Below are 18,972 nucleotides of genomic sequence, written 5' to 3'. Positions count from 1 at the left end.
TTATTTTATAATTCTTTAAAACAGATTTTGTATGCTCAAACTATCTATTTCCAAACGTCATATTAATCAAAACACCAAACACTAACAACTAAACACCAACAACCAACAACCAAAACAACCCCTACTTCTTCCACCATTCCGTAAACCGTTGAAGGCTGTCATTCGGATATACGACTTCCCCTATTTTTGGAGTCAAAACAGGGATTTTTTCTTTTTTCGCTAAGGTGGTAAGTGCGTTTAACGGAGTATTCCAGTCATGCTTGGCAAGATTAAACTTAGAATTATGATAAGGCAAAATTCTTTTAGCATGAAGATCTTTTGAAGCCTTAATAATTTCTTCCGGCAGGTTGTGGACAAAATGCCAGGCTTTGTCGTACTGCCCATCTTCCATAATGGCCAGGTCAATTTTTTTATACTTATTTCCGATCTGTTGAAAATGCTTGTCAAAACCTCCGTCTCCGCTTACAAAGTAATTTTTATCCTTAGACTGGATTACATAAGAAACCCAGAGTGTCTGATTTTGGGTAAATCCTCTTCCTGATTGATGTCTCGCAGGCTCTGCGTTGAAAGTAAGTGCTCCGCTGGGATCCTGATACTTTTCAAACCAATCTAGTTCCACAATTTTATCTTTCGGATATCCCCAATATTCAAAATCTTCTCCGACCCCCAGTCCACAGATGACTTTTTTTACCTTGGGCTGCAATGCTTTAATGGTTTTGTAGTCCAAATGATCGTAGTGGTCATGGGAGATCACTACATAATCGATTTCCGGAAGATCATCAACAGAATATATGGCAGTTCCCTGAAAAGCAGGAACGGATGACGGTATTGGAGAAGCATTGTTACTGAAAACTGGATCTGTAAGAATATTTTTCCCGTTAAGATGGAGTAATGTCGAAGAATGACCAAACCACACGATATAATCTTTGTCAGCCGGCAAGTTCTTTAAATCAGTTTTTAAGGCTGGGATAGGATGATTAGGTATTGCGTTGGGATTATTTTTAAATACCGCTTCGTACAGCTCGCCCCAAAAACTATGACCTTCTGTAATCGTCGGGGTTTCAGAAAAATTATGAAACTCTCCATCTTTGAAATGTGGAGATTTTTTTATCCTTTCCAGACGTTCACCTGATGGCAGTCTCCCAAATTGGGGCTGTACATAAATGAATCCTGAAATGGCGGTCAGAATACCTAAAATAAAAATGACAATGAAGATCCTTTTCAGCATTGCTTTCATTGAGCTAACCTTTTAATATCTCTTATTTCTAAAACGGATGTCGGGTACCCTTGCTGTACGGCATGGATCATTGCTCTTCCCACTTCATGCAGGGTCAGGGATTTTGATGGTAACAGGACAGGAAACAACCAGATAAAGGGCTTAAAGAACCATTTTACGTTCACCTGGCCGTCTACAGGTTTCATAAATCCCGGACGGAAATTATATGCCCCTTTGAAATCCATTTTTTTCAAAGTATTTTCCGTCTTTCCTTTTACTCTTGCCCACATGGTTTTTCCGCTTTCCGTGCTGTCGGTATGACTTCCGGACACATAGGTGAAAACCATTCCCGGGTTTTGATTTAGAACGGCTTTCGCAAAATGTACCGTGGTATCGTATGTAATTTTGGTGTACTCTTCTTCACTCATTCCTACGCTGCTGATTCCGGCACAGAAAAAACAGGCATCAAAGCCTTTTAGATTTTCATCATTCAGATCTACAGCAAGGAAATCCGGTACCAGATATTCTTTTAATTTAGCATGTTTTTTTCCGGAAGGTTTTCTGCTGACACTCAGTACTTCGGAAATAGAAGGATTTTCAAGGCATTCCATTAAAACACCTTCGCCTACCATTCCTGTAGCACCCGTAAGAATTATTTTGATTGGTTTTGAATTCATAATTAAAAAGATATATTAATAAGTGAACTTATTTAAAGTTAAGATTTTAAGTCAGATAATTTTGAATAATTTTATTTGAAAGAGTTTGGAAACACCAATGGATCCTTCCACAGCTGGCAACACATTTCATTTTTTGTGAGTTTTAAATGAATAAACGAAACATAATGCAAGGCATAGCCATCGTTTTTGTCTTGGCTAAAGTTGGATTCTACAAAAGGAAGGATGTCGAAATGGTGAATTTCTCCATTTTTAAGCATATTCAGAACTTTATCTTTTTTATCAGACGTTCTAATGATAGTTTTTACTTTATAACTTGCTGTAAAAATTGAAAAATATAATGTGTACCGGGAAATCCGGTCAGACGATGGTATTGCTGTACTGTTTTTGTTTTCCGTCATACTGAATATATACAGATATTTACAGTATACATTCAGTACAATGGTTGTATTGGGAAACCCAAATATAATTGTTGAGAAACTCTCTGAAGTTATTTCTTCTTGTCGTGTAACTGACTGTATATATTATGGATAAGTCCGTCAGCTACGGAGATTTTAGGAACGAAAATCCTGTTGATGTCAGACCAGGTCATCACATTGTTGAAAATCCTTAACGCATGGGCTACCACATCCGCTCTGTCTTCTCTTAGGTTATGTTTCGTCATTCTTTCCTCTACAGAAAGCTCATTAAATTCTTTATATACCTTTTTTAGATGAGACAGTGTCATTGGCTTTCCGTCTTTGGTTTTGCTCATGGAGAATACTTTATTGATGTTTCCTCCGGATCCTATGGCAACAATCGGTTTCTTGCTGGTGATGTTTTCCTTGATTTCCTCTTTCATCTCATGCCAGTTATCTACGGTCACGAGGTTGTTCAATAAACGGATGGTCCCGATATTGAAAGATTTTTCATACATCATTTTGCCATTTTCATAGAACGTAAGCTCGGTAGAACCTCCGCCCACATCAATATAAAGGTAGGCGAATTCTTTGTCTAAGCCTTCTGCTACGTGGTTTTCATAGATCAATGTGGCTTCCTCATCCCCGGTAATGATTTCTATATCGATTCCTGAGGCATCTTTTACCCGCTCTATAATTTCCTTTCCGTTAGCGGCATCCCGCATAGCACTTGTGGCACAGGCCCTGTAATGGTCTACCTTATAGATTTTCATCAGGTCGCTGAAAATTTTCATAGAGTCGACGACCATTTTTTCCCTTTCTTCCCCGATTTTCCCAAGAGTGAATACATCCATTCCCAGCCTTAAAGGAATTCGCAAGAGATTTAACTTGATGAATTCAGGTTTCCTGTTATTGATTTTTACTTCATTGATTAACAGTCGGGCTGCATTACTTCCTATGTCTATCGCTGCGATCTTCATTTTACGCTTGTTTTAGCTTTTAAATATTTATACGTCTCGATTTGAGAACGGCATTCTTCCTTAGAGTTGCTGATGTATTCGTTGCTCAAATTTTTGTCTAAAATACGAGCTTTTACGTTATCTCTCAACTGAATGTCGATAATATCTTTTAATTCTTTCTTAAGATCTTTATCGGTGATCTTTGCGGCAGCCTCAATTCTGTAGTCCAGGTTTCTGGTCATCCAGTCGGCAGAAGAAATATACAGATCTTCAGCACCTTTATTATAAAAATACATCACCCTGGCATGCTCAAGATATTCATCTACAATACTGATAGCCTTTATTTTTTCCTTAAAATCTTTCTGATTAACTGCACAGTAGATTCCTCTTACAATCATTTTTACCACCACACCAGCTTTTGCTGCGTCATATAATTTGATGATTAAAGCACGGTCACTGAAAGAATTGGCCTTAATGATCATTTCTGCTCTTCTGCCAGCCCTGGCTTCTTCAATTTCCCGGTCAATGTGATGAACGATTTTTTCACGCATAAACTGCGGACAGACCATAAGGTTCTTACAGGTTTTTAAAACAGACAGATAATCTTCTTTAGGTTTTTTCAATACATTGAAGACCTTATTGATATCCGCCATAATATTACGGTCGGCTGTCATCAGTAGATGATCACCGTAAATTCGTGCCGTCTTTTCATTAAAATTTCCGGTGCTTACAAAACCATATTGAAGGGTCTTGTTATGTGCTCTTTTTTTGATAACACAAAGTTTGGCGTGAACTTTTTTATTGGGAATTCCTACTAATACAGTAATTCCTTCCGGTTCCAGCATTTCCTTCCATTTAAGGTTGGATTCTTCATCAAATCTTGCCTGAAGTTCCAGCATTACCGTTACCTCTTTACCGTTTCTTGCCGCATAGATCAATGCATTGCTGATTTTTGAACTGCTGGCCAGACGATACGCCGTGATCTGAATAGATTTCACATCAGGATCCATAGCGGCTTCTCTAAGGAGATCAATGACTGGATTGTATTTATGGTAAGGGAAGCTTAATAGAACATCATTTTTTAAAATAACATCGGTTACTCTTTCCCCGTGCTCAAATGCAGGATGGGTGAAAGACGTTCTTTCCACAGGTTTTTCATACTTTTCAAAAACATCAGGAAAATCCATGAAATGTTTAAAATTATGAATCTTTCCCCCTGGAATAATACTGTCTTTCTTAGTTAAATTAAGCTTGCGGATCAGAAGTTCCAGCAGTGCTTTATCCATATCTTTATCGAAAACAAACCGGGTAGGTTTTCCTTTTCTTCTGTTCTTAAGACCTTTCTCTATTTTCTCTGCAAAATTGGTTTTGATGTCATTATCCAGATCCAGTTCGGCATCTTTTGTTACTTTGAAAGCATTCGCCGCAAATTCGTCATACCCGAAATAAGAGAAGATATGTGGAAGATTGAAGGTAATAACATCTTCCAGCAGCATTACATTCTTTTCTTCCGGATCTTCTGTCGGAAGAAGAACAAACCTTCCCACAAAGCGGGACGGGATTTCAATAATGGCATAATTGCTCTGATATTGCCAGTCTTTCTTTCGCATGGCCACTCCCAGATAAAGACTTTTATCCCTTACATAAGGCATTGGAGTATTTTCATGAAGAAGGATCGGAATAACATTAGATTCAACAACCTCATCAAAATAATCCCTTACAAAGTCTTTCTGCTGTGCAGTCAGGTTTTTTGAGTTTTTAATGAAAACCTTATGATCGGCCATTTCCGAAAGAATTTTCTTCCAGGTTTTGTCAAAATTATGTTGGTGCCTGATCACAATTTCATTGATCCTTTGCAGAATTTTGGAAGGAGGCTGATAAAAAGATTCTGCGATTACTTTCTCTTTAAAATCCATGGCACGTTTTAATCCGGCAACCCGCACCCTGAAAAATTCATCAAGATTATTGGAAAAGATTCCAAGAAAGCGAATTCTGAGGTGGAGAGGAACTTTTTCGTCCATGGCTTCCTGGAGCACCCTTTCATTAAAGGCCAGCCATGTGATGTCTCTCGGATTAAAATGTAATGACATATTTGTGTAAAATTTATCAAAAATAATAATTCACAGGCTTTTTACATCATAGGCAAGGTTAAACTTTGATTAATTTTTAAGTTTTGTCAATGTCAATGCTGCCTAATGGACTTGCTGAAGGATAATTTTTCAGGCTTAAAAAATAGTTTTGTGTCATTTTGTCACAAATTTTCATCTGGTACAGATATTGAGAAATAGAGAATGTAATTAATAATTTAAAAATTAGAAAAAATATAAATATTATGAGTAAAATAATTGGAATTGACTTAGGAACAACTAACTCTTGCGTTGCAGTAATGGAAGGTAAAGATGCTGTTGTTATTCCTAATGCAGAGGGTAAAAGAACAACTCCTTCTATCGTAGCGTTTACAGAAGATGGTGAAAGAAAAGTAGGTGATCCTGCAAAAAGACAGGCTGTAACGAATCCAAAAAAGACAGTATATTCTATCAAAAGATTTATTGGAACTCATTTTAAAGATGATGCAAGTGAAATTTCAAGAGTTCCTTACGAAGTAGTAAAAGGACCTAATGACACTGTAAAAGTTAAAATTGACGACAGAGAATATACACCACAGGAAATTTCTGCAATGACACTTCAGAAAATGAAGAAAACTGCTGAAGATTATCTTGGACAAGAAGTAACAAGAGCGGTAATTACGGTTCCGGCTTACTTCAATGACGCACAAAGACAAGCTACTAAAGAAGCAGGAGAAATCGCTGGTCTTACAGTAGAAAGAATCATCAACGAGCCTACTGCAGCAGCATTGGCATATGGTATGGATAAAAGCCATAAAGACCAGAAGATCGCAGTATATGACCTTGGAGGAGGTACTTTCGACGTTTCTATCCTTGATTTAGGAGATGGAGTATTCGAAGTATTGTCTACAAACGGTGATACTCACCTTGGAGGGGATGACTTTGATGATGTAATTATCAACTGGATGGCTGATGAGTTCAAGGCTGAAGAAGGAGTAGAATTAAAATCTGATGCTATTGCATTACAGAGATTAAAAGAAGCTGCTGAAAAAGCTAAAATTGAATTATCATCTTCTGCTCAAACAGAGATCAACTTACCTTATATCACGGCTACGGCTACAGGTCCTAAGCACTTAGTGAAAACATTAACGAAAGCTAAATTCGAGCAGTTAGCTGCAGACTTAGTAAGAAGATCAATGGAGCCTTGTAAAAAAGCGCTTAATGATGCAGGTCTTTCTATCTCTGATATCGATGAGGTAATCTTGGTAGGTGGTTCTACAAGAATCCCTATTATCCAGGAAGAAGTAGAAAAATTCTTCGGTAAAAAACCATCTAAAGGAGTAAACCCGGATGAAGTAGTAGCAATTGGTGCTGCCATTCAGGGAGGTGTTTTAACAGGAGACGTAAAAGACGTATTACTTCTTGACGTTACCCCGCTTTCTTTAGGTATTGAAACAATGGGTTCTGTATTCACTAAATTAATTGAAGCAAATACAACGATCCCAACTAAAAAATCTGAAACATTCTCTACAGCTTCTGATAACCAACCAGCAGTAAGCATCAGAGTAGGACAAGGTGAAAGACCAATGTTCAACGATAATAAAGAGATTGGTAGATTTGACCTTGCAGATATCCCGCCAGCACCAAGAGGAGTTCCTCAGATTGAAGTAACTTTTGATATTGATGCAAATGGTATCCTTAGCGTTTCTGCTAAAGATAAAGGAACCGGTAAAGAGCAGTCTATTAAAATTCAGGCTTCTTCAGGTCTTTCTGACGAAGAAATCGAAAGAATGAAAAAAGAAGCTCAGGAAAACTCTGCAGCGGATGCTAAGAAAAAAGAAGAAGTTGAAATTTTCAACAAAGCTGACGGATTGATCTTCCAGACAGAAAAGCAATTGAAAGAGTTTGGAGATAAATTATCTGCTGACAAGAGAGCTGCAGTAGAAGCAGCAACAGCAGAATTGAAAACAGCTTTCGAAGCTAAAAATCCAGATGATATCAAAGCTAAAACAGAAGCTTTAGATGCAGCTTGGATGGCAGCTTCAGAAGAAATGTATGCAGCAGGGCAGCAAGCTCAGGGTGCAGACGCAGGAGCTCAAAATCCTGGAGGAAATGCAGGAGGTGCAGAAGATGTACAGGATGCAGACTTCGAAGAAGTAAAATAATTATTGATCAGCAATAATAGTTAAATATTAAAAACCGCTTTAAACATTCGTTTAAAGCGGTTTTTTTATTGATTTTTTTCTGCTTTGATTACACTTTTTTTTATTATTTTTTTGATGATACAGGTTTGGCTTGTTTTATGTTATATTTATCAAGTTAATTTTAAAAACAAGAATATGAAAAAGAAGTTATTGACCTTATTAGCGTTCGGTCTATTTGCCACAGCTGTTCATGCTCAGGAAACGGTAAAACAAGAAGCCCAAAATGTAGGCACTGCCATTCAAAAAGGAGCAAAAGCAACAGAAAAAGGAGCTAAAAAAGGAGCAGAATGGGTTGGAGACAAAGCTCAGAAAGGGACAACAGCCACTAAAAAAGGAGTGAAAAAAAGCACGAAATGGGTTGGTAAAACAGCAACCAAAGGCGCTAAAAGTGTTAAAAAGACCGCTGTAAAAGGTGCAGATGCCGTTTCAGATGGTTATAAAGATGTGAAAGCAGATCTAAAAAAATAATTTTTTCAGAAAAATTTCAAAGAACGACTTCTATTATTGAAGTCGTTTTTTTATAATACGTCTTGTTCTAAAATAGCAATATACCACGTTAAACTTCACATTTGGAGTTTATAGAATCCTTTAATAAGTAGAGAATTAGGCTTTGTCTGATGCTTAGAAATTTCTTAATATTGTTAAAATATATAAAATACATATGGCGTATATTTTGAGTTGATGGTATTTTACGAACCTTTCTCAAATACAGGACAGACATTAATATAAAGTAATTTTAAAACATAGATGAGACAAATTTTAAAACTAGCATTTCTTGCAATAACAATTCTATTTACAAGTTGCAATTCATCAGCACAACAAAAAGAGGACTATTCAAAAAAAATTGATAGTTTACTAAAAACTAAAAATCCAAGAGATTTTAATGGAGTAGTGTACATTCAGCAAAATGGGAAAGCAAAATATGCAAAGGCATATGGATTCACTGATTTCAACAAAAAAACACCGCTGAAAATTGATGATAAATTCTCTACAATGTCAATAGCCAAACAATTTACGGCGGCACTTATTTTACAGCAGGTAGAAAAAGGAACGATTGATCTGCAAACTCCTATTCGCAAATATTTACCTGATTTTAAATATTCCTGGGCAGACACGGTTACTGTTCATCAATTACTTAATAACACTTCGGGATTGTACAGCGAAAATATGGACAAGCCTTTGAAATTTAAACCAGGTTCTGCTTTTAGTTATTCCAATGTTGGTTATTATGTTGCCGGGCTTGTTCTTGAAAAGCAAAGTGGTCAAAATTTTGAAACGTTAGTAACAGCATTATTCAAAAAATGTAAAATGAACAATAGCTATTATCCGAATGAAACCAATAGTAAATTGTTAACGAAAGGACATACCATAAAAAAAGACGGGACTTTTAAACTCAACGAATAATTAAGTTTTGATGCTGACAATTATTTTGGAAGTCACTTAATTGTTACTGCTCCTGATCTGGCAAAATGGAACGAATGTTTGCATAATGGAAAAGTTCTAAAATCTACAACGTATAAAATGATGACGAGTTATGTAATAACCGATACCCATCAGGTTTTCAGCAAAAACCCTATTGGTTACGGTTATGGTTTGCGAATAAATGATAAAGACAGCATTAATGAAATTGGGCATACAGGTTTTCACCCGGGAGAAGGATTTACAGCTGTTAATTTATATTACCCTAAAACGAAAACGAGTGTAGTTATAATGGAAAATGTAGGCAATGAAAACTTTGATATTGCTTACTATTTTGAGCAGGAAATCAGAAAAATAATTAAGGAAAGTAGACTTTTGAAATAAAAAATAGACATCAGTTTCACAACATTTTAATGTTGTTTCTTCATTTGTTGCAGGATGTAAATCAAATGTAAAATTGCAAAAATTCGATATTGCAAAAAATTAAATTTTTAGAAGAACCCCCTGATGTGATATGTTCGGATAAGTATAAAACAAGCTTTTAGATATGACAGTAAAAAATACAATTATAATTCTATTTGCATTCCTTTCTTTTTCTGTTTTTGGACAAGAAAAAGGATCAGAGGCAGGCGGACCACCAAAACTCTCTGAATTGTTAGGTTTTTGGAAAAAGGTTGAACTTCCGAATGAAGATAAACTAAATAAATCTAATCCTTGGCCTCAAAAATTTCAGTGGTTTGCATTCTACGAAAATGGTAAAGTATATTCAATGATGTCTGATCAAGATTCTGATTATTCGGCAAAAGACTTGAAGGAAATATTTGCCACCTTGCCAACTGACAAAACACCAAACTATAAATTAGATGGACAATTTTTGACTATTGATAATAAAGATATTAAGGACTACCAAGAACTTTGGGGAGTAAATCTATTTGCGGTTGACATCAATGATTTTTTTAAAAAAGGAAATTTAATCATGACATTGGATGATGGAAACGGAAATGTAATTTATTACAGATTATTACAAAGAATAGAATAAGTATGGCTAGCGGGAGTTTGCAAAATAACCTCATGAAGTATTAATATGAGTAAAAGAATTGTATTTTTTCTTTCAATAACGCTAATTATGATCCTGGCTTATTCTTATTTATGTATTCCAGACAAATTTGAAATTGAAGGAGGGTCGTGTTACCAGGGAATTACGGCAATGTTCATAAGATTCTTTTTAACGATATGCGGTGTTTTAAATGTATTATCAATAGCAAGAATTGGTTCTAAATCTAAGGTGAAAATAGCAAAAATAACGAGCATTATTTCACTTATGATTTGGCTGACTGGGTTTATTATTCATTCTTATGATGGTTTTCTGATGGGAGTTAAATACTTTGCACCTTTATTAATCCTGAACTTTATTATTGTAGTTCTAGTTTACAGAAACAGAGAAAATAAAACAGGTGAAATGTAAGTATGCCAGCAACGGCCATTTTTATATCAAGACCAGGTAAATATTTGAGATACAACCGCCGTAAAACATTGTTTTATGGCGGTTTTTTATTTCAATATGGACTTGTGATAACATCATAACATAGGATTGCACTTACATAAATTGATGCAAGTAGCTTGTGAATAGATATTTATAAAAATTTTTAAAGGAAATAATTTAGTTTGCTTTTAATATGTGTATTTGTTTTTATTTAGAATTAATAAAAATAATATTATAAAAAATGAAAATACTTATAGCATCATATTAAAAACTAACAACTAATTATGGAACAACAAAGTAAAAGAATTGCAGCACTGGATTTAATAAAAGGAATGAGTGTTATAGGGATGGTAATCATACATACCTTACTTATTTATGCCAATGTGAAGTCTCAGTCGGAAACTGCTATTGGAAGTTTTATTGTCTTTTTGGGCAGAGGGACTTCTATCTTTCTAATCTGCATGGGTGTGACGTTTATGACTTCCAGTCATCAGAGTCTTGCAAGCTCAATAAAAAGAGGCGGTTTACTTCTGCTGGCTGCTCTTTTCATGAATTTCATGAAGTTTATGATTCCTGTAATTTTTGGTTTTGCCCCGGATAATTTTATTCAGAAATATGGATGGCATGCGCCGATAGAACAGCAATATGTATATCTGGTGCTGCTGGGAGATATTTTACAATTGGCAGGAATGTCCTTACTATTTGTAGGTTTCATAAGAAAATATGTAAAAAATAAATATGGTATTCTGGCTATAGGCTTGCTGATCGCTTTAGTATCCAGAGAAGTGAGTGGAATTACTATTGATTATCCTGTAATTAATTATGTCTTAGATTTGCTGTTTAGCAATGATTTTCCTGCCTTCATCTATTTTCCTGTTTTTCCATGGATGTCTTTCATTATCATTGGGATGTTTTTTGGGAAATGGTATCTGGAGCTGAATTATAACAGCAAACAATTATTCAAGAATATGCTGTATGTCGGACTTTTATTTGTAGCTCTTGGTGCACCTTTGGTTTTTATATATGGTGATTACCATTACAATCGTTTCTACCATATGGGGCCGGGTGGAGTTATTTATTTTGCAGGATGGACATTAATTTTTCTGTGGGCTATTTTTAGAATAACCGCAAACATTCAGGAAAATACTTTTATCAGACTTTTAAAATATTGCAGTAGAAATCTGACATCAATGTATATGATACAATGGATATTAATTTCCTGGGGTAAAGGTATTTTTGGATATAGACAGCACGGAATAGGATTCGTATTACTGCTTATCGTGTTCTACATGATTTTAACCTTTTTAGTTCAGTTTTCGCTGGATATCCTAATGAAGAAAAAACCTTTATTTTTCCGTCAGCGAGTCTCAGCTGATGAGACGGTTCTAAAATAATCGTTACACTTTGATCACTTTAATTTTAAGACATATTATTCACTAAATACGACTGAAAAGAGAAAATCCCGGAATGAAATCCTGGGATTTTTTGTATCCGAAATTCAGGGAAAATACCTACATTCGTATGGTTATCATTAAAAAAAATCCAATGAAATATTCAAAACTTATTTTAATTGTCTCCCTATTGGTGTTTCAGTTAAATTTTGCCCAGGAAAAAGCCGATGTAGCCCTTAATAAAGCGCTTACAGAAGCTAAAGCGAAAAAGAAGAATGTACTTTTAATATTCCATGCTTCCTGGTGCGGATGGTGTAAGATGATGGAAAAGAACATGAACCTTCCGGAAACAAAACCTTTATTTGAGAAAAATTTTGTCACCACCTATCTTGATGTTCAGGAAAGAGGAGAGAAGAAAAGCCTTGAAAATCCCGGCGGACAGGACATGATGAACAAATATAAAGGCCAGAATGCAGGACTTCCTTTTTGGCTGGTATTAAATCCTAAAGGAGAGGTACTGGTAGATTCATTTGATGCCAAAGGTGATAATTTGGGGTCACCGGCAACACCGGAAGAAGTTGATTCTTTTTTAGCCAAACTGGAAAAATCTTCCAAGCTTAATAAAGAAGAGCTTCAGACCATCCAGAAAGTATTTGTGAAAAAAGCTCAGTAAGATAACACGGCAAAAGAAGTCCCTAAAGAATTTGTACGTTTACAGACTTCTTATCAGGAATATAAAAATAAGATAATAAACTCTCAAACTTATGTTTGGGAGTTTTTTTATATTTTCGTGCAAAATTTCAGGTGTATGTGATTGCGTAGTATTATGGTAAGAATTTTATGGAATTAATATAGTTGTTCCATACATCAGATAGAGATAAAAAAACTCCCCGAAATTTTAGTTTCGGGGAGTTCTATTTTTAAAAGTTATTTTTTACCAAAGAACAGTTGATCCTGCTTTTCCTGATTCAGATAAATTTCCTGAAACTGTACAGGCATATACTGGAAAATAAGGTTCCAGTGCTGGATCTTGGTGTGCTTCTTAAAGCTTCCAAAAGACCGTACAAAAAGGTTTTCGATCATATCCTTTACATAAGAATCTGCATTGCTGTAAATTCCTTCCATCAGTTTGATGTGGTGGCCGATAATGTTGATCTTCGATTCGGTCAACAGGGTTTTCAAATAGTTGATCGTTGCCTGCATGATCCCTGCAAAGTTATTTTGCACAGATAATTGGGAGATCTCCTTTCGGATCGGCGGATAGAAAAATTTTAAATACTCTACTGCTATTTTTTGATTAATAGTTTGCATTGGTACGTTCGTCATAATTAATATTTTTCAGACAGTTTTTATAGCCGCGAAAACTGTACCAAACTTATAAACAGGCTGCAAAAATAAATACTCCGATAATCACGGCAATGTGAGTTGCCAATATCTCTGTATTATGTCTGGAATTCGATGTTTTCCAACTTTTCCAATCGAATTCTTTTCTGATTTTTGTTTTCATAATGTGGTTAATTGTGTAATGAAATCATTGAAATATGTAATAAAAAAAATAGGGTGTCAGGAAATCGGAATTAATTTCTTTAAAAAACAATCCTTGTATGACAATTTATAAGCTATTTCTTAAATAGTGGACATTATATCCCATGATTGTAAATTTGTTTTGAATAAATTTTCTGGAGATCCAGAGAGATATGATTGAATATTGTTTTCCGGTATTCCTCATTGCAGAAAGCGGTGCAGCTATCCAGTGAATAGATGAATGTACTTTCTACAGCGTTTCTCAGCATAAGATCACCATTTTTATAGATAGTATCCATCTTTTGTAAACTTTTAAATAACAGGCTCCTGTTATTGTCCTGAATCATCTTTTTGATCTGATCGGTAAAAATTCTGATAGTACTGTAAGAATTTTGTACTGTATTTTTGTTTAATTCATTCTGTATGTCGGGAATTACTTCTGTAATTTCCTGAACGGCTTGTAAATAGTTCATATTAAGTAGGGTTTTGTTCTAAAAGTTTTATACATCCACCAAAAATAAAGATGACCAAAAATGCGATGAACAGTAGATGATAAGGTTTCAGCCACTTGGGTTTTTCAGGCCCTTTGCTTTTTAATCTCCTTAAGGTGTCGATTCTGTTTAAAGTTTTTAAGTCCATTTTTTCTCTGTTTTGAATAGAGAGGTACCAATTGCGTTCCTTTGAATGATTATTTTATTTAATGTACTGTAAGTCAATTATTTATTTGGTTTTGTGGTAATTGGGGATCTCATAAAAACCTATCAAAATGAGAACATTTTTATCAAAACGAAAGCTGTTTATTATCTAAGATAATTAATATCTTTGCAGTCCATAAAAATCAAAAATGTTTTCAAAAATAGTAGTACACAGAGTAGGAAATAAAATCAACGGTGAGTCTTTAATACTTTCTCAGGAAGAATTGCAGTTGGAAGAAGGAATGGCAGAATCGCTTGAAGATTATTTTTTAGGTTCTTTCAAATCTGAGGAAACGTTCAATTTTTACAGTGATACTTATTTGGTGAATAATCCTGTTTTCAGTTCTGTATCTGAAATTTTTGATGATAAAGCCAAGTTTCTCTGGGAAGCTGAAAATATTGCCAAACATCTTTTTGAAGTTGCTGAAAACCCAAGAGTTATGGGCGGAGAGTTATTTATCGTTTATTTTGAAGACGATAGAGAAGGTGATGAAAAAATAGATAAGATCGGGATTTTTAAAACTGAAAAAAGAGAACCATTCTTAAAAATAGCTCCTCAGGGCGAAAGTTTTGAAATTGAAAAAGACCTGGGAATTGGTCTGTCAAAAATTGATAAAGCAGCTTTGATCTACAATAATCATAAAGAAACCGGATATGTACTTTCTGTAGTTGATAACAACAAAAACGGAGATCTATATTACTGGTTCGAGGATTTCTTAAAGGTAAAACAGCGTGACGATGAATATTTTCACACGCAGGAAGCATTGATGGTGTACAAAGATTATATCACCAAGCAGCTGCCTCAGGAATTTGAAGTTTCAAAAGCAGATCAGGCAGATTTCTTAAATAAATCAATTAATTTCTTCAAAGAAAAAGAGGAATTTAAATTAGATGAATTTGCAAGTGAAGTCTTGATAGATGAGCATGTAATTGAGAGTTTTAATAATTTTAAAACAGATTACGAACAGGATATGCAGATCAATATTGCGGAAGAATTTCCGATCAGTGAAGCAGCTGTTAAGAAGACGCAGAGACATTTCAAAAGCATCATCAAATTAGATAAAAATTTCCACATCTACATCCACGGTGACCGTCAGAAATTGGCTACGGGAGAAGATGAAAAAGGGAAATACTATATGTTGTATTTCGATAAAGAAGTTTAAACTATAAAATCGCCCAGTTAATGAATAAAATTATAACTTTATAACGAATCACAAAAATATTCGTTATGAAGTTTATGATCATTTTCTGGATGCTCTATACGCTTTTTTTCTGCATCCCATTTCCGATTTTCATTTATACGACCAGCATTGAGAATCCTTTAGAACCTAAAAGTTCATTGGAGACGAGCCATATCTACCTGGGGATTTCTTTGGTCATCTGGTTATATGTTGTAGGATTTTTTATCTACAGTATTTTTATAGAGACGATAAAATCTAAAAACAGAATTAACACAATTATGGAGCGTGGGATTCCCAGAGATGCAAAAGTGATTGATTATAAACTGATGAAATACAGCGCGAAGTCAAATACCAATTTCATACAGATTGTATTAGCTTTTGCCAACCTCAGAAATGTGCAGATAGAACATGTGATGTTTTTTAATGACATCAAACCTGAAGAAAAGAGGTTTGAAGCAGGAAAAACCGTTAAAGTGCTGCTCAATCCCAATCCATTACAGGAACCGTATTTTATTTTAAAGGTACAGAAAACAAAATATAATAAGATAGGAATGGCCTTACGGGTGATTTTTATGCTTTTCCTGCTCACGTATATTCCGGCACTCTATTATTATTTTTATACTACAGAATCTTTTAATTTCGGATGGCGGTTTTTAACGTTTATGCATCCTATTATCTTTAGCGGGATTATGTTTTTAGCCATTATTCTGGTGTATCAGCTGATTATTAAAAGCGTCTTCTTTAAAAATAAAAACGAACGTATTCTTTTCGCCGGAAGAAATGCCGAGGCGGATATTATCAGTGTAAGCCAGACAGGATTGATTATTAATGGGCAGCCTCAGGTCTTATTCCAGGTCAGTTTTAAAGATTTTAAAGGGAAAGCGCATATTGCGACCTACAGAAAAGTAATTTATCTTCTGGATATTGCTTCAGTACCGAAGCACGGAAAGATTGAAGTGATGTATGACGAAAATAATCCGGGGAAAATTATTATTCCAAAAGTGTCTGCAGAAAGCGGCACCATAATGACTTAGAAATAAGGGCGAAAAGATATGTTTATCTTTTCGCCCTTTTCTTTATTTTTTTCCAAAGAACAACGCTCTGCTGTACTCGTAATTCATTCTGGCAATATTCAGCACAGAGATTCCTTGCGGACATTCCACCTCGCAGGCTTCCGTATTAGAACAGTGCCCGAATAATTCATTGTCCATCTGCTTTACCATGCTAAGAACTCTTGTACTCCTTTCTTCTTTTCCCTGCGGAAGTAAAGCCATATGAGAAATTTTGGCTGAAGTGAAAAGAGCGGCACTTCCATTTTTGCAGGTTGCTACACATGCACCACAACCGATACAGGCAGCTGCGTCAAAGGCTTCTTCAGCCAGCTGATGAGTGACAGCAATAGCGGTGGCATCGGGTGCCTGACCTGTATTGACTGATACAAAACCACCTGAAGAAATAATTCTGTCAAAAGAAGAACGGTCGACTTTTAAGTCTTTTTTTACCGGAAAGGCTTGTGCCCGGAAAGGTTCTATGACTATGGTTTCTCCGTTTTTAAATGATCGCAGGTGAAGCTGGCAGGTCGTTGTATTTTTTAACGGACCATGCGCTAATCCGTTGATCATCATGCCGCATTGTCCACAGATGCCTTCCCGGCAGTCGTGATCAAATTCTACAGGTTCATCTCCTTCCGTAATGAGTTTTTCATTCAGGGTATCCAGCATTTCTAAAAAAGACATATGGGAATTCAGTTCTTTCAATTCATAATCTACCAGTTTTCCTTCAGACTGGTTGTCTTTCTGTCTCCATATTTTAAGATGTAAATCCATAATTTCTGTTTTTTATTTGTAGCTTCTTACCGTAGGTTGTATTTCTTCGAATACCAGGGGTTCTTTAATCAGTTCGGGCTCTTTGTTTTCACCATTCCATGCCCAGGCGGAAATAAATTGAAATTCGGCATCATTTCTTAATGCCTCTCCATCCGGTGTCTGATATTCTTCGCGAAAATGGGCACCACAGGATTCGTTTCGGGTAAGAGCGTCGTAGCACATCAGTTCTCCAATTTCAAAATAATCTGCCACACGGCCTGCTTTTTCAAGTTCGGAGTTCATAGAATCTCCTTTTCCGGAAACTTTTACATTTTGATAAAACTCCTGCTTTAGCTTTTTAATTTCTTCAATGGCATATTTCAGGCCTTCTTCATTTCTTGCCAATCCGCAATAATCGTATAAGAGTTTTCCTAAGGTTTTGTGATAATAATCTACCGTCTTGGTTCCGTTGATTCCGATAAACTGTTCTATCTGTTTTTTTACCCCATTTTCTGCCTGATCAAATGCGGGGTCGTCAATTGAAATTTTCCCGGTGTGGATTTCATTGGAAAGATAATTGGCAATCGTATAAGGGGCGATAAAATAACCGTCCACAGAAGCCTGTAATAGAGAATTGGCTCCTAATCTATTGGCTCCGTGATCTGCAAAATTCGCTTCTCCCAATGCAAATAATCCTGGTATAGTTGTCATCAGTTCATAATCTACCCACAGACCACCCATGGAAAAGTGAGCAGAGGGGGAGATCATCATAGGCTCCTCATAAGCGTTGTATCCTGTTATTTTAAGATACATATCAAACAGGTTTCCATATTTCTCCTGAATTTTATCTTTTCCTTGTTCAAGTATAGCTTTCGAAAAATCAAGATAAACAGCATTTTTCAAGGGTCCGATTCCAAATCCTGCATCGATGCGTTCTTTAGCAGCACGGGAAGAAATATCTCTCGGTGCCAGATTTCCAAAGGCAGGATATCTCCGTTCCAGATAATAATCTCTTTCGTTTTCAGGAATATCATTGGGAAGTCTGGTTTCCTCTTTTTGTAAAGGAACCCAGATTCTTCCGTCGTTACGCAGTGATTCTGACATTAAGGTCAGTTTTGACTGATAATCTCCGGACTGAGGAAGTGAAGTAGGGTGCACTTGAATCCAGCTTGGAGAAGCCATTAATGCTCCTTTTTTATGAGCTCTCCAGATCGCAGAACCATTACAGCCCATCGCCAGGGTTGATAAATAATAGATTTTACCATATCCTCCGCTTGCAAGCACTACGGCATGGGCAGCATGTCTTTCGATTTCGCCGGTATCCAGATTTCTTACAATAATTCCTCTGGACTTTCCGTCAATAACAACGAGATCCAGCATTTCATGTCTTGAATATAGCTGTACACTGCCTTTTCCGACTTGCCGCATCAAAGCCTGATAGGCTCCCAACAGCAGTTGTTGGCCGGTTTGTCCTCTGGCATAAAAAGTTCTGCTTACCTGTACACCTCCAAAAGAGCGGTTGTTGAGGTAGCCGCCATATTCTCTTCCAAACGGAACACCTTGTGCTACGGCCTGATCGATGAGGTTTAAAGAACATTCTGCCATCCGGTAAACATTGGCTTCCCTTGCTCTGAAATCACCGCCTTTTAAAGTATCTAGAAACATTCGGTAGACGCTGTCACCGTCATTTTTATAATTTTTGGCTGCATTTACGCCTCCCTGTGCCGCTACGGAATGCGCTCTTCTCGGACTGTCCTGAAAACAGAATGATTTAACATTATATCCCATTTCTCCTAAAGAAGCCGCAATTGAACTTCCTGCTAAACCTGTTCCTACCACAATAACATCTAATTTTTTGCGGTTGGCAGGATTAACGAGCTTGGCTTTCTTTTTATAGTTGTCCCATTTCTGTTCCAACGGGCCTTGTGGTATTTTTGAATCTAAAATCATAACTTTT

General features: G+C 36.0%; 19 protein-coding genes and 1 pseudogene. 9 read left to right on the top strand and 11 right to left on the bottom strand.

Translation table 11 applies throughout. The features are described from left to right. Nucleotides 1–121 precede the first annotated feature (121 nt). The 5 genes from SB679_RS12445 to ppk1 all read right to left on the bottom strand — a co-directional run bounded on the left by SB679_RS12445 (nt 122) and on the right by ppk1 (nt 5,337). Nucleotides 122–1,237, bottom strand: a complete 1,116-nt coding sequence (locus tag SB679_RS12445) for an MBL fold metallo-hydrolase (protein WP_410702648.1) — start codon at nt 1,235–1,237, stop codon at nt 122–124. Then, nucleotides 1,234–1,893 (bottom strand): NAD-dependent epimerase/dehydratase family protein, encoded by a 660-nt coding sequence (locus SB679_RS12440; RefSeq protein WP_410702647.1) that lies wholly within the window; start codon nt 1,891–1,893, stop codon nt 1,234–1,236. The genes SB679_RS12445 and SB679_RS12440 overlap by 4 nt, the downstream gene beginning before the upstream one ends. Nucleotides 1,894–1,964: 71 nt before the next feature. Then, nucleotides 1,965–2,291, bottom strand: a complete 327-nt coding sequence (locus SB679_RS12435; RefSeq protein WP_410702646.1) for a hypothetical protein — start codon at nt 2,289–2,291, stop codon at nt 1,965–1,967. Between the two features lie 89 nt (nt 2,292–2,380). Further along, the gene (locus SB679_RS12430; RefSeq protein ID WP_410702644.1) at nt 2,381–3,268 is read right to left on the bottom strand and encodes an exopolyphosphatase; all 888 of its coding nucleotides are present in this window, start codon (nt 3,266–3,268) and stop codon (nt 2,381–2,383) included. Continuing rightward, nucleotides 3,265–5,337, bottom strand: coding sequence for a polyphosphate kinase 1 (ppk1, locus tag SB679_RS12425; RefSeq protein ID WP_410702643.1), 2,073 nt, complete (start codon nt 5,335–5,337; stop codon nt 3,265–3,267). The genes SB679_RS12430 and ppk1 overlap by 4 nt, the downstream gene beginning before the upstream one ends. A gap of 242 nt (nt 5,338–5,579) precedes the next feature. Between ppk1 and dnaK the strand changes: the two genes are divergently transcribed. The 7 genes and pseudogenes from dnaK to SB679_RS12390 all read left to right on the top strand — a co-directional run bounded on the left by dnaK (nt 5,580) and on the right by SB679_RS12390 (nt 12,483). Continuing rightward, nucleotides 5,580–7,478: a molecular chaperone DnaK gene (gene dnaK, locus SB679_RS12420; protein ID WP_410702641.1), complete on the top strand. Its 1,899-nt coding sequence runs from the start codon at nt 5,580–5,582 to the stop codon at nt 7,476–7,478. Nucleotides 7,479–7,652: 174 nt separating this feature from the next. Beyond that, the gene (locus SB679_RS12415) at nt 7,653–7,985 is read left to right on the top strand and encodes a hypothetical protein (protein ID WP_410702640.1); all 333 of its coding nucleotides are present in this window, start codon (nt 7,653–7,655) and stop codon (nt 7,983–7,985) included. Between the two features lie 279 nt (nt 7,986–8,264). Continuing rightward, a pseudogene (locus tag SB679_RS12410) lies at nt 8,265–9,320 on the top strand (serine hydrolase domain-containing protein). 163 nt (nt 9,321–9,483) lie between these two features. Further along, nucleotides 9,484–9,975, top strand: a complete 492-nt coding sequence (locus SB679_RS12405; protein WP_410702639.1) for a hypothetical protein — start codon at nt 9,484–9,486, stop codon at nt 9,973–9,975. Between the two features lie 45 nt (nt 9,976–10,020). Beyond that, nucleotides 10,021–10,401, top strand: coding sequence for a hypothetical protein (locus SB679_RS12400; RefSeq protein WP_410702638.1), 381 nt, complete (start codon nt 10,021–10,023; stop codon nt 10,399–10,401). Nucleotides 10,402–10,703: 302 nt separating this feature from the next. Next, on the top strand, nt 10,704–11,813 hold the full coding sequence (locus SB679_RS12395; protein ID WP_410702636.1) for a heparan-alpha-glucosaminide N-acetyltransferase domain-containing protein: 1,110 nt from the start codon (nt 10,704–10,706) through the stop codon (nt 11,811–11,813). A gap of 151 nt (nt 11,814–11,964) precedes the next feature. Continuing rightward, entirely contained in the window at nt 11,965–12,483 is a 519-nt protein-coding gene (locus SB679_RS12390; protein WP_410702634.1) for a thioredoxin family protein, read from the top strand. Between the two features lie 254 nt (nt 12,484–12,737). On the opposite strand, the gene SB679_RS12385 is transcribed toward SB679_RS12390, so the two are convergent. The 4 genes from SB679_RS12385 to SB679_RS12370 all read right to left on the bottom strand — a co-directional run bounded on the left by SB679_RS12385 (nt 12,738) and on the right by SB679_RS12370 (nt 13,973). Then, entirely contained in the window at nt 12,738–13,136 is a 399-nt protein-coding gene (locus SB679_RS12385; RefSeq protein ID WP_410702633.1) for a hypothetical protein, read from the bottom strand. A 49-nt stretch (nt 13,137–13,185) separates the two neighbouring features. Beyond that, on the bottom strand, nt 13,186–13,317 hold the full coding sequence (locus SB679_RS12380; RefSeq protein ID WP_262483656.1) for a hypothetical protein: 132 nt from the start codon (nt 13,315–13,317) through the stop codon (nt 13,186–13,188). A gap of 133 nt (nt 13,318–13,450) precedes the next feature. Next, nucleotides 13,451–13,807: a hypothetical protein gene (locus tag SB679_RS12375; RefSeq protein WP_410702632.1), complete on the bottom strand. Its 357-nt coding sequence runs from the start codon at nt 13,805–13,807 to the stop codon at nt 13,451–13,453. 1 nt (nt 13,808) lies between these two features. Continuing rightward, entirely contained in the window at nt 13,809–13,973 is a 165-nt protein-coding gene (locus tag SB679_RS12370; protein ID WP_165585167.1) for a hypothetical protein, read from the bottom strand. A gap of 205 nt (nt 13,974–14,178) precedes the next feature. On the opposite strand from SB679_RS12370, the gene SB679_RS12365 reads away from it, so the two are divergent. Next, nucleotides 14,179–15,192, top strand: coding sequence for a nucleoid-associated protein (locus SB679_RS12365; protein ID WP_410702631.1), 1,014 nt, complete (start codon nt 14,179–14,181; stop codon nt 15,190–15,192). Nucleotides 15,193–15,257: 65 nt separating this feature from the next. Beyond that, nucleotides 15,258–16,244 carry a hypothetical protein gene (locus tag SB679_RS12360; RefSeq protein ID WP_410702630.1) on the top strand — a complete coding sequence of 329 codons (987 nt, stop codon included), beginning with the start codon at nt 15,258–15,260 and terminating at the stop codon, nt 16,242–16,244. A gap of 42 nt (nt 16,245–16,286) precedes the next feature. Here the strand turns inward: SB679_RS12360 and SB679_RS12355 are convergent, their stop codons facing one another. Further along, entirely contained in the window at nt 16,287–17,036 is a 750-nt protein-coding gene (locus SB679_RS12355; RefSeq protein WP_410702629.1) for a succinate dehydrogenase/fumarate reductase iron-sulfur subunit, read from the bottom strand. A 12-nt stretch (nt 17,037–17,048) separates the two neighbouring features. Beyond that, nucleotides 17,049–18,965, bottom strand: coding sequence for a fumarate reductase/succinate dehydrogenase flavoprotein subunit (locus tag SB679_RS12350; protein ID WP_410702628.1), 1,917 nt, complete (start codon nt 18,963–18,965; stop codon nt 17,049–17,051). Between the last annotated feature and the right edge of the window lie 7 nt (nt 18,966–18,972).

It is taken from the genome of Chryseobacterium sp. SIMBA_029, assembly GCF_046535275.1.
Lineage (GTDB): Bacteria > Bacteroidota > Bacteroidia > Flavobacteriales > Weeksellaceae > Chryseobacterium.
Note: the sequence above shows the minus strand (reverse complement) of the source record. Positions and strands in the feature narration are given on the sequence as shown.

Excerpts from the sequence above, each read along its gene's own strand:
- SB679_RS12445 (WP_410702648.1), bottom strand. The coding sequence starts at position 1,237 with ATGAAAGCAATGCTGAAAAGGATCTTCATTGTCATTTTTATTTTAGGT.
- SB679_RS12440 (WP_410702647.1), bottom strand. The coding sequence starts at position 1,893 with ATGAATTCAAAACCAATCAAAATAATTCTTACGGGTGCTACAGGAATG.
- SB679_RS12435 (WP_410702646.1), bottom strand. The coding sequence starts at position 2,291 with ATGACGGAAAACAAAAACAGTACAGCAATACCATCGTCTGACCGGATT.
- SB679_RS12430 (WP_410702644.1), bottom strand. The coding sequence starts at position 3,268 with ATGAAGATCGCAGCGATAGACATAGGAAGTAATGCAGCCCGACTGTTA.
- ppk1 (WP_410702643.1), bottom strand. The coding sequence starts at position 5,337 with ATGTCATTACATTTTAATCCGAGAGACATCACATGGCTGGCCTTTAAT.
- dnaK (WP_410702641.1), top strand. The coding sequence starts at position 5,580 with ATGAGTAAAATAATTGGAATTGACTTAGGAACAACTAACTCTTGCGTT.
- SB679_RS12415 (WP_410702640.1), top strand. The coding sequence starts at position 7,653 with ATGAAAAAGAAGTTATTGACCTTATTAGCGTTCGGTCTATTTGCCACA.
- SB679_RS12405 (WP_410702639.1), top strand. The coding sequence starts at position 9,484 with ATGACAGTAAAAAATACAATTATAATTCTATTTGCATTCCTTTCTTTT.
- SB679_RS12400 (WP_410702638.1), top strand. The coding sequence starts at position 10,021 with ATGAGTAAAAGAATTGTATTTTTTCTTTCAATAACGCTAATTATGATC.
- SB679_RS12395 (WP_410702636.1), top strand. The coding sequence starts at position 10,704 with ATGGAACAACAAAGTAAAAGAATTGCAGCACTGGATTTAATAAAAGGA.
- SB679_RS12390 (WP_410702634.1), top strand. The coding sequence starts at position 11,965 with ATGAAATATTCAAAACTTATTTTAATTGTCTCCCTATTGGTGTTTCAG.
- SB679_RS12385 (WP_410702633.1), bottom strand. The coding sequence starts at position 13,136 with ATGACGAACGTACCAATGCAAACTATTAATCAAAAAATAGCAGTAGAG.
- SB679_RS12380 (WP_262483656.1), bottom strand. The coding sequence starts at position 13,317 with ATGAAAACAAAAATCAGAAAAGAATTCGATTGGAAAAGTTGGAAAACA.
- SB679_RS12375 (WP_410702632.1), bottom strand. The coding sequence starts at position 13,807 with ATGAACTATTTACAAGCCGTTCAGGAAATTACAGAAGTAATTCCCGAC.
- SB679_RS12370 (WP_165585167.1), bottom strand. The coding sequence starts at position 13,973 with ATGGACTTAAAAACTTTAAACAGAATCGACACCTTAAGGAGATTAAAA.
- SB679_RS12365 (WP_410702631.1), top strand. The coding sequence starts at position 14,179 with ATGTTTTCAAAAATAGTAGTACACAGAGTAGGAAATAAAATCAACGGT.
- SB679_RS12360 (WP_410702630.1), top strand. The coding sequence starts at position 15,258 with ATGAAGTTTATGATCATTTTCTGGATGCTCTATACGCTTTTTTTCTGC.
- SB679_RS12355 (WP_410702629.1), bottom strand. The coding sequence starts at position 17,036 with ATGGATTTACATCTTAAAATATGGAGACAGAAAGACAACCAGTCTGAA.
- SB679_RS12350 (WP_410702628.1), bottom strand. The coding sequence starts at position 18,965 with ATGATTTTAGATTCAAAAATACCACAAGGCCCGTTGGAACAGAAATGG.